Origin of the sequence: Flavonifractor sp. An9 (assembly GCF_002161245.1) — a bacterium.
Lineage (GTDB): Bacteria > Bacillota > Clostridia > Oscillospirales > Oscillospiraceae > Flavonifractor > Flavonifractor avicola.
This window is the reverse complement of sequence record NZ_NFHC01000056.1, coordinates 1-950: the sequence shown is the minus strand read 5'-3', so window position 1 is coordinate 950 and position 950 is coordinate 1. Positions and strand designations below refer to the sequence as shown.

At 52.8% G+C, this 950-nt stretch carries 1 rRNA gene; it reads right to left on the bottom strand.

From position 1 onward, the window contains the following. Positions 1 to 950 (bottom strand): 23S ribosomal RNA (locus tag B5G40_RS16550); the annotation flags it as partial.

Sequence of the window (950 nt, the reverse complement as noted above, 5' to 3'; positions counted from 1 at the left end):
ACCCTTCTCCCGTTGGCCTTAGGATTCTCTCCTCATCTACCTGTGTCGGTTTGCGGTACGGGCACCTTAGCATACCACACACCTTTTCTCGCCACAGAGCATCGCGGACTTCCCTACTTAATTTCGGTCCCTTACGCCCGGGTCAACCAACGCCCGGGTCCCGCTATCTCCATGTGTCAGTGTGCTTAAGGTTCGGTGGCTACGGAATTTCAACCGTATGTGCATCGACTACGCCTTTCGGCCTCGCCTTAGCTCCCGGCTTACCCTGGGCGGACGAACCTTCCCCAGGAAACCTTAGATTTTCGGCCATTATGATTCCCACATAATTCTCGCTACTCATTCCGGCATTCTCACTCGTGTAAAGTCCACCGCTGCTTCCGCTACGACTTCACCCCGTACACGACGCTCCCCTACCCCGCGCATTGCTGCGCAGCCCAAGCTTCGGTGTTACGCTTAGCCCCGTTATATTTTCCGCGCAGAGTCACTCGACCAGTGAGCTATTACGCACTCTTTTAATGAGTGGCTGCTTCTAAGCCAACATCCTGGTTGTTTTCGCAACTCCACATCGTTTTCCACTTAGCGTATCTTTGGGACCTTAGCTGTGGGTCTGGGCTGTTTCCCTTTTGTCCACGAGACTTATCTCACGTAGACTGACTGCTAACCATCAATTATCCGGCATTCAGAGTTTGATAGGGTTCAGTAACCTTATCGGCCCCTAGCCCATTCAGTGCTTTACCTCCGGTAATCTAAGTTAACGCTAGCCCTAAAGCTATTTCGGGGAGAACCAGCTATCTCCGAGTTCGATTGGAATTTCACCGCTATCCACAGGTCATCACCGACCATTGCAACGGGCGTGTGTTCGGTCCTCCATGGGGTTTTACCCCCACTTCAACCTGCCCATGGATAGGTCACCCGGTTTCGGGTCTATTGCCACTGACTTCATACGCGCT